The organism is Rhizobium cerradonense (assembly GCF_030182455.1).
Lineage (GTDB): Bacteria > Pseudomonadota > Alphaproteobacteria > Rhizobiales > Rhizobiaceae > Rhizobium.
In genome coordinates, this window is record NZ_JAQJCK010000004.1 from 570,704 (window position 1) to 580,025 (window position 9,322).

General features: G+C 59.3%; 7 protein-coding genes. 4 read left to right on the plus strand and 3 right to left on the minus strand.

Features of this window, described 5'->3' with window-relative positions:
* Positions 1-24 precede the first annotated feature (24 nt).
* The 3 genes from prfA (at position 25) to PH547_RS13430 (ending at position 3,006) form a co-directional block, all read left to right on the plus strand.
* Entirely contained in the window at positions 25-1,104 is a 1,080-nt protein-coding gene (prfA, locus tag PH547_RS13420; RefSeq protein ID WP_104824474.1) for a peptide chain release factor 1, read from the plus strand.
* Positions 1,101-1,976 carry a peptide chain release factor N(5)-glutamine methyltransferase gene (gene prmC, locus PH547_RS13425; protein WP_104824473.1) on the plus strand — a complete coding sequence of 292 codons (876 nt, stop codon included), beginning with the start codon at positions 1,101-1,103 and terminating at the stop codon, positions 1,974-1,976. Before prfA ends, prmC begins: the two co-directional genes overlap by 4 nt.
* Positions 1,977-2,322: 346 nt before the next feature.
* Complete coding sequence (locus PH547_RS13430) at positions 2,323-3,006, plus strand: DUF4167 domain-containing protein (RefSeq protein ID WP_104824472.1); 684 nt, start codon at positions 2,323-2,325, stop codon at positions 3,004-3,006.
* A 166-nt stretch (positions 3,007-3,172) separates the two neighbouring features.
* On the opposite strand, the gene PH547_RS13435 is transcribed toward PH547_RS13430, so the two are convergent.
* Positions 3,173-3,673 carry a GNAT family N-acetyltransferase gene (locus PH547_RS13435; RefSeq protein ID WP_104824471.1) on the minus strand — a complete coding sequence of 167 codons (501 nt, stop codon included), beginning with the start codon at positions 3,671-3,673 and terminating at the stop codon, positions 3,173-3,175.
* Positions 3,674-3,957: 284 nt separating this feature from the next.
* Here PH547_RS13435 and clpB point away from each other — a divergent pair, with 284 nt between their 5' ends.
* Complete coding sequence (gene clpB / locus PH547_RS13440) at positions 3,958-6,558, plus strand: ATP-dependent chaperone ClpB (RefSeq protein WP_285168434.1); 2,601 nt, start codon at positions 3,958-3,960, stop codon at positions 6,556-6,558.
* Between the two features lie 167 nt (positions 6,559-6,725).
* On the opposite strand, the gene PH547_RS13445 is transcribed toward clpB, so the two are convergent.
* On the minus strand, positions 6,726-8,675 hold the full coding sequence (locus PH547_RS13445) for a M23 family metallopeptidase (protein WP_285168435.1): 1,950 nt from the start codon (positions 8,673-8,675) through the stop codon (positions 6,726-6,728).
* 309 nt (positions 8,676-8,984) lie between these two features.
* A partial coding sequence (locus PH547_RS13450) for a hypothetical protein (protein ID WP_285168437.1) occupies positions 8,985-9,322 on the minus strand: 338 nt, incomplete at its 5' end.

Consider the following 9,322-nt stretch of genomic DNA (forward strand, 5'->3'; position numbering starts at 1 on the left):
GAATAAGAAGAATCGGAGCGTGGGGTGGCGAATCTTCCCATTGAAAAAATGCGCGAATTGGAGCGCCGTTTCGGCGAGATCGAAGCGCGTATGTCGGCGGGGCCGTCAGCGGACGTCTATGTGAAGCTTGCTTCCGAATATTCCGAATTGCAGCCGGTCGTCACCAAGATCCGCGACTACGAGAAGGCGATCGCCGAGGCTTCGGATCTCGAAACCATGCTTGCCGACAAGTCGGTCGACCGCGAGATGCGGGATCTTGCCGAGATGGAACTGCCGGAGGTCAAGGAGCGGATCGAGACGCTGGAGAAAGACATCCAGATCCTGCTGCTGCCGAAGGATGCCGCCGATGAGAAGAGCGCGATCCTGGAAATTCGCGCCGGCACTGGCGGTTCCGAAGCAGCCCTTTTCGCCGGCGATCTTTTCCGGATGTACGAGCGCTTCGCGGCGAACAATGGCTGGAAGGTCGAAATCCTCTCGGCCAGCGAAGGCGAGGCAGGCGGCTACAAGGAAATCATCGCCACGATTAGCGGCAAGGGCGTATTCTCGCGGCTGAAATTCGAATCCGGTGTGCATCGCGTGCAGCGTGTTCCGGAAACCGAGGCGGGCGGTCGCATCCATACATCGGCGGCAACCGTGGCCGTGCTGCCTGAGGCCGAGGAAATCGATATTGAAATCCGTCCCGAGGATATCCGCATCGATACCATGCGCTCCTCCGGTGCCGGCGGCCAGCACGTCAACACAACGGACTCGGCGGTACGCATCACCCATCTTCCCTCCGGGATCGTGGTGACAAGTTCGGAAAAATCGCAGCATCAAAACCGCGCCAAGGCGATGCAGGTGCTGCGGTCGCGCCTCTTCGACATGGAGCGCCAGCGCGCCGACAGTGAAAGGTCCGCCGACCGCAAGAGCCAGGTCGGTTCCGGTGACCGCTCCGAGCGCATCCGCACCTATAATTTCCCGCAGGGCCGCGTCACTGACCACCGCATCAACCTGACACTCTATAAGCTCGATCGCATGATGGAGGGCGAGATCGACGAGGTGGTCGACGCGCTTCTGGCGGATTATCAGGCGAGCCAGCTCGCCCAGCTCGGCGAACAGGCATGACGAGCGGGCAGGGGCCGACCATCGCTGAGCTTTTCCAGGAGGTGCGTGCCCGGTTTATCGAGGCCGATCTCGATGATCCCGCCACCGAGGCGCGCATCCTCGTCGGCGGCCTTCTCGATCTTTCGTCGACCGAGCTCGTCACCCGCGGTTCCGAGAGGGTGGCACCGGATCGCGTGGAAACGGCGCGGGCGGCGGTGGTGCGGCGGCTCAATCACGAGCCGGTGCATCGTATCCTGGGCGAACGGGAATTCTACGGCCTGCCGTTGAAGCTCTCGCCGGCAACGCTCGAGCCGCGGCCCGATACGGAAATCTTGGTCGATACCGTCCTTCCGTATGCGCGACGTCTTGCATTAGAGCTCGGGAATATCCATATACTCGACATCGGAACGGGAACCGGGGCCATCTGCCTCGCTTTGCTCCACGAATGTCCGCAGGCGACAGGCATAGGTTCCGATATTTCTGGCGAAGCTTTGGAAACGGCGCGGGCGAATGCAGCGCGTAATGGCTTGGCAACACGGTTTGAAACTGTGCAGGGAAGTTGGTTTGAAGCCATCCACGGTCGATTTCACGTGATTGTCTCAAATCCGCCCTATATTGAGTCCAGGATCATTTCCACCCTCGCTCCAGAAGTAAAGAATTTCGATCCTCCGGCAGCTCTCGACGGTGGCCTAGATGGGCTCGATGCATACAGAGCAATCGCAAAGGATGCGGCGCGGTTTCTACACCGAGATGGTATTGTCGGAGTTGAAATCGGTCATGATCAGCGCAAAACGGTGACTTCGGTTTTTGAAGGAGCAGGATTTTTCCTAATCGACGCAGTTCGGGACTACGGTCATAACGACCGAGTTCTCGTGTTTAAACATCAAGATTGACGCGACAATTTGCTGCAGGTCCAAGGGACCTTGTTGTTATCGCAAAGAAAAGGCTTGGATTTCCTGAGGAAGCAATATAGGTTGCGCTCACGCGTTGGGCGGCTGGGAATAGGCGAGACGATTCGCCTCTCTTGGACAGCCTCGGGGATCCACTCTCTGATAAGAGTGTCAAAGGTTGAAGATAACCCAATGCGTGATCAGTTAATCTGACGTAGTCGAGCGGCAGACGGGCGCTTAAGGCGCGGTTTGCTTGCGGCACGCAGGCCCTGGCTTGGAAGGTTCCGGCCACGGCGGCAGGTGCCGTGCATAATTTCATCCCAACGAAGAGAATTCAGGTGAAGGATCTATGAGGCCAGGACAGCAGAACAAGCGCGGTCGGGGGCGTGGCAACAACGGCGGCGGCGGCGGAAATAACAATAACAATAATTTCAACCGCAAGGGCTCGAACCCGCTGACCAGGACTTACGACAGCTCCGGTCCAGATGTGAAAATTCGCGGAACCGCGCAGCATATTGCCGAGAAGTATTCAGCTCTCGCCCGCGATGCGCAAAGCTCCGGCGACCGCGTCATGGCGGAAAACTATCTCCAGCACGCTGAACACTATAATCGGATCATTGCCAGCGCCCAGGCGCAGATGCAGGAGCGCTATCAGCGCGATGAGCATCATAACTACAACGATCGTGACAACGCCGATCGCGACATCGATGACATCGATGCGAACGAGATGGACGACCAGCCGCAGATGGCTCAGCCTCAGGCGCGTCAGCAGCCTGCCCCCGCCGTTGCCGCGGCTCCGGCTCCCGAGCCGGAAGTCATCGATGGTACCGGCCCGCAGCCGGTGATCGAGGGTATCCCGGCCGAGGTGGCGATCGAAGAAGAGACGCCTGCCGCTGCGACCGAGCGCCAGCCGCGCCGCCGCAACGCCGGCAACCGCCCCCGCCGCCAGCCGCGCCGCAGCGCCGATGGCGAAGGCAAGGGCGAAGCCGCTCCGAGCGATGCGCCGGCTTTGGCAGACGCTGCCTCGGAATAAGAACCGCTTGAGTGAACAGGTGGCTGCGACATCAGTCCCAGCCCCTAATCAAAATGTGGAATACCAACAGTCGCAAAGTCGGTCGCAGAACCTCGACTTTGCGACTGTTTTTTGTTTTGCGCTACCGGTCGGCCTTGCCTCGCATCCTCTGTGAGGACGCTATCCGTTAGATTTGTCTTTCCATGAAGATGGTAATGGGCTGCAGGCTCGGTGGAACCGAGCGGAAGTGGCCGCTTCTTTTAAAGCCAAAGGCATCGTACAGGGCTATGGCCTCGCTCATAAACGTCACCGTCTCCAGACGCACAGTCGTGTATCCATCATTGCGGATCGCGGCCAAGCAGGCCGTCATCAGGCTCCTTGCAACGCCTTTGCCGCGTGCCTCCGGGCGAACATACATTTTCTGCAGTTCTGCAATGCCGTCATCTGATTTCGAGTAGCCGGCACACCCTGCAATGCTTTCGCCCATGCGCGCCAGAAAGAAACCCGCATCGCGGTCGTTGAACTTTTTCATCAGGGTTTCGGGTGTGTGCCCATAGATATATTCGATCAGCTCGGAATCTGGCACCCCGAACTTACGAGACTGTTCCGCGTCCCATTTGCTCATGGCATCGATAAGCGCGTGTGCTTCTTCGAAATCGGCCAAGGAATTTATCGTGCGGATTTCCATCAACTTGTCCCCCAGGTGTTAGACGTACCTCTTCTGAAAAATGCTCGGCATGAGAAACTCACTCAGGCTTTTCCAAAAGGCAAGTTGGCAGGGTTAGCAGCGGGGATGACTGCGGGTTTTTCATTTCTGCTGCTCTTTAAACTTTTCAAAGCTCCTCCCATATTCTTCCCAGTTGCTTCGCCGCAAATCCCAATAAGCGGCGGGCGGGGTCTGCCTTTTCAGGGGGCTCAATCTCAGTCATCGGTCTGTGCCATTAAGGGCAGGGCGATTCATGGAGGTCCGATATGAATATTGAAAAATACTCCGAGCGGGTGCGTGGCTTTTTGCAATCCGCGCAGACCAGTGCGCTGGCGCAGGGTCACCAGCAATTCACTCCCGAACATGTGCTGAAGGTGCTTCTGGACGACGACCAGGGCATGGCTGCGTCGTTGATCGAACGTGCCGGAGGCGATGCCAAGGCCGCGCGTCTTGCCAATGACGCCGCACTTGCCAAATTGCCGAAAGTGTCCGGTGGCGATGGCCAGGTTTACCTTTCTCAGCCGCTCGCCAAGGTGTTCACCACGGCCGAAGATGCCGCAAAGAAGGCCGGCGATAGTTTCGTCACCGTCGAACGCCTGTTGCAGGCCTTGGCGATGGAGCCTTCGGCATCGACGTCAGCCGCTTTGAAGAAGGCCGGCGTTACACCCCTCGGGCTCAATCAGGTCATCAATGACATTCGCAAGGGCCGCACCGCTGATTCCGCCAATGCGGAACAGGGCTTCGACTCCTTGAAGAAATATGCCCGCGACCTCACTGGCGAGGCTCGCGAGGGCAAGCTCGATCCGGTGATCGGCCGCGACGACGAAATCCGCCGCACCATCCAGGTCCTCTCTCGCCGCACGAAGAACAATCCGGTTCTGATCGGCGAACCCGGCGTCGGCAAGACGGCGATCGTCGAAGGCCTGGCGTTGCGCATCGTCAACGGCGACGTGCCTGAATCGCTGAAGGACAAGAAGCTGATGGCGCTCGACATGGGTGCCTTGATCGCCGGCGCGAAATTCCGCGGCGAGTTCGAGGAGCGGCTGAAGGCCGTGCTCAACGAGGTGCAGTCGGAAAACGGCGAGATCATCCTCTTCATCGACGAGATGCATACCTTGGTCGGTGCCGGCAAGGCCGATGGCGCCATGGATGCGTCGAACCTCTTGAAGCCCGCGCTTGCTCGCGGCGAGCTGCATTGCGTCGGCGCAACCACGCTCGATGAATACCGCAAGCATGTCGAGAAGGATCCGGCGCTTGCCCGTCGTTTCCAGCCGGTCATGGTCGAGGAGCCGACGGTCGAGGACACGATCTCGATCCTGCGTGGCCTGAAGGAAAAATACGAGCAGCATCACAAGGTCCGCATCGCCGATGCCGCCCTGGTGGCCGCCGCAACCTTGTCGAACCGCTATATCACCGACCGCTTCCTGCCGGACAAGGCCATCGACCTGATGGACGAAGCCGCCGCGCGCCTGCGCATGCAGGTGGATTCGAAGCCCGAAGAACTCGACGAACTCGATCGCCGCATTATCCAGCTCAAGATCGAGCGCGAGGCGCTGAAGAAGGAGACCGACCAGTCCTCGGCCGACCGGCTGAAGCGGCTGGAGACCGATCTTGCTACGCTTGAAGAGGAGGCCGATGCGCTGACCGCGCGCTGGCAGGCCGAAAAGCAGAAGCTGGGCCTTGCCGCCGATCTGAAGAAAAAACTCGACGAAGCCCGCAACGAACTGGCAATCGCCCAGCGCAAGGGTGAATTCCAGCGCGCCGGCGAGCTTGCCTATGGCGTGATCCCGAACCTGGAGAAGGATCTCCAGGCTGCCGAAGAGCAGGACGGAGGTCGCGATTCCATGGTGCAGGAAGTCGTCACCGCCGACAATATCGCCCATGTCGTCTCCCGTTGGACCGGGATTCCCGTGGACAAGATGCTGGAAGGTGAACGCGACAAGCTGCTTAGGATGGAAGACGAACTGGCGAAGTGGGTCGTCGGGCAGGGCGATGCCGTTCAGGCGGTATCGCGCGCCGTTCGCCGCTCGCGTGCGGGTCTGCAAGATCCGAACAGGCCCATCGGCTCGTTCATCTTCCTCGGCCCGACCGGCGTCGGCAAGACGGAGCTCACCAAGGCGCTTGCCCGCTTCCTCTTCGACGACGAGACGGCGATGGTGCGCATGGATATGTCTGAGTACATGGAGAAGCACTCCGTTGCCCGGCTGATCGGCGCTCCTCCCGGCTATGTGGGCTATGAGGAGGGCGGCGCGCTGACCGAATCCGTCCGCCGCCGGCCCTATCAGGTCGTGCTGTTCGACGAGATCGAGAAGGCGCATCCCGATGTCTTCAACGTCCTGCTCCAGGTTCTGGACGACGGGCGCTTGACGGACGGCCAGGGCCGCACGGTCGATTTCCGCAATACCATGATCATCATGACCTCGAACCTCGGCGCCGAATACCTGACCCAATTGAAGGAAGGGGATGACAGCGACCTGGTGCGCGAGCAGGTGATGGATGTGGTGCGGTCGCATTTCCGGCCGGAGTTCCTGAACCGAGTCGACGAGATCATCCTGTTCCATCGCCTGAAGCGCGAAGAGATGGGGGCGATCGTCAACATCCAACTGGAGCGGCTCTTGAAGCTGTTGTCGGAGCGCAAGATCGCGCTTGAGCTCGACGACGATGCCCGCAATTGGCTCGCTAACAAGGGGTACGATCCGGTTTACGGCGCACGGCCGCTGAAGCGCGTGATCCAGAAATATGTCCAGGACCCGCTCGCCGAACAAATCCTCTCGGGTCAAGTGCCGGATGGATCGGTGGTCAAGGTCACCAGTGGCTCCGACCGATTGCTCTTCCGAGCACGCCAGGCGGTCAGCGAAGCGGCGTAAGCGGCTGCTTCAGAATATAAACTCATGAGATGGCGGCTTTCGGGTCGCCATTTCGTTTTTGAGGCAAGGCCGCGGACGATGCCGTTGGTGAGCTGATTGGTCTGCTGAGACGCAGCGTCACTTGAAATTCCCGGTTGCCATCGCGATGGCCGAAGGGCGGTTAAGGATCAATCCTTGCTTGCGACCTGATTCGATTTCTCGTCACTCAGGAGCGTGTCGATACGCTTGCGCTCGTCCTCGAATTTGACGAGCGCCTCGCCGTCCAAGGACTTGCCGCCGGGCAGGCGGACGCGCAAGGGATCGACCTTGGTGCCGTTGACGATCAGCTCGTAATGCAGGTGCGGCCCGGTTGCGAGACCGGTCGAACCGATGAAACCGATGACCTGGCCCTGTACCACCTTCGCGCCCGGTACGATGCCCTTGGCTATTGCGCTTTGGTGGTTGTAGGAGGAGACATAGCCATTGGCGTGGCGGATCAATGTCTGGTTGCCGAAGCCGCCGGAATCCCAGCCGGCCTTTTCAACGACCCCGTTGCCGGCGGCGATGATCGGCGTGCCGCGCGGTGCGGCCCAATCGGCGCCGGTGTGCATGCGCGCAAACCCGAGGATCGGGTGGCGGCGCATGCCGAAGCCGGATTTGAAGATGCCGGTCGGGACGGGATTGCGCAGCAGGAATTGACGGATGCTCTTGCCGTTTTCGTCGAAATAATCGATCGAGTGATCGGCCGGATCTTCGAAACGATAGAAGCGGGTGACAGTGTCGCCGAATTTGGCGTTGACGTAGAGCAATTCGGAATCAGCGCTTGCCTGGCCGTTTTCGTCGGCAACGGAGAAGAAGGCTTCGAGCGAATCCGTCGGCTTCAACTGTGCCTGGAAATCAACGTTGCTGGCGAGCAGTTTGATGATCTGCGCCACCATTTCCCTGGTCATGCCATAGGAGAGGGCGGCACGATACACGCCGTCATAGACGCTCGGCAGGTCCCGGCCGGCTGCTGCTGCCGGTGCGTCATTGTCGAAGGCGGTGGCGATAGCATCGAGCATCGGCGGCTCGCTGCCGGCGACGAAATCGCCATGATCATTTTCGGCGATGGTCAGGACATGCTTGGTACCGCGATAGATGCTGGCGCGAATGATCTTCGCGTGCTCGCCTTTCTGCAGAATTCCGATGCGCAGCACGTCGCCGGCGGAAAGATCGGACGAGCCGAACAGCGGCTCGATCTTGGCCGTAATGTTGTCGGCATCCGCTTTCAGGTAGCCGGCATTGGCGAGTACCGTCCCGATCGGCGTATCCTCGCGCACCGGGATGATGTCGTCGGCGAATTCCTGGGTCTGCGGCGTGACCGCTTCGGGAGAGGATACCGACATGTTTTCTTCGACGACGCGGGCCGCAAGCCCCGCCGTCAGGTCGACATCGGTATCGTCAGTCGCAAAACGGCGCGGATCAACGTAATAGAGCGCGGAAAGCTGGGTATTGTCATCAACCAGCACGGAGCCGTTGGAACGCACATTCGCCTCGACTTCATCGAGCGACATCGAACCGGCAAGCGGGAAGGGCACATCCTTGGCCGGAAACGGCACGGTCTTGAGGCTGACCTCAGATTCCACATCGGAACCATAAATCGCGCCGGTGCGGTTGGCGGCCGGCGGGATATTCTCATCGGCGGAAAAGATCGCCAGCGGGTCGAAGGCGGGATAGTTCTCTGGAGCGACGCGGTTGGTGGCGAGCGCGATCTTTACATGCGCGAAAGGCTGGCGACGCACCACTTCCTTGTCGCCGTCACGCACGACCGTCGAGACTTCCAGGATATTCCGGTCGGAAGGCTTGGACGCGATCGCGGTGGGCACAAGACGGCCGCCGCGCGTCACCTGGTCCTCTGCGCTGTCGTGGTTGCCGCTGTCTGTTGTTGCATAGGCTTCGGCGGGTATGGCGAGTTGCTGGCGCCCGTCTAGGGCCGCAAACAGGGCAACGCCCATCAATATGCTGGAGGTTATGCCGGTAAGGAACGTGCCCGAAAGCCAGCGTATGGAAACTTCGCGCCGGTCCGGCGCTCGCCTGCCGTCGGCCAGGATTGGCGGCTCGTTGCCGAGCGATCGGAGCATCATTTTGTCCGTCATCATGCCAATCGAGATCCGGTTCCTTATATGCGAGCCGTATGGCTGGGGCGAAGATGTGCATATTTATGACGGGGGAGTCAAATCGCGCGCATTTCGCTTGTGGAGTGTCTGAATGCTATAAATGCCCCATTTCCTGCGGGAGCTGGCGATATCTGGTGTCGGCGGATTTGGGATCAAGGGCCGATCATCGTCATATTTTACGATGCTCTGCGTGTGGCGCCGCCGTCGGCGCACGTTTGGATGGCGGCATCGGGAGATTTCGGTGCCTAATCCGGCCGATTTTGAGTGACCTTCACAAATCTCTCATAAGAATCAATCATTTGGATGTTTTTTGATTTTTTTCAAAATCCGCTGTTGACTAAGGGAAAGCGGTGGGATTATAAGCCCACTCACTGAACGAGGGCGGCGGCGCTGCTGGCGACGGAGTTTCTCGCTCATGTGTTTCCTTGATTGGCTGCGATGCTGATTTGTGGTTCTGGGCTTTAAGTCTTGGGCTTGAGGGGACGGTTTTGACTGGGGTGACTGGTCGGCTATTTGACAATTGAAGATTGGAAGAAAGAGAAACGTGGGCGGCGAAGCTTGCGGGACCTGAAGAGATTTGGGTTCTTTGAAAGAGACTTTGACGGTCACGTTTATCAAGAGAATACACT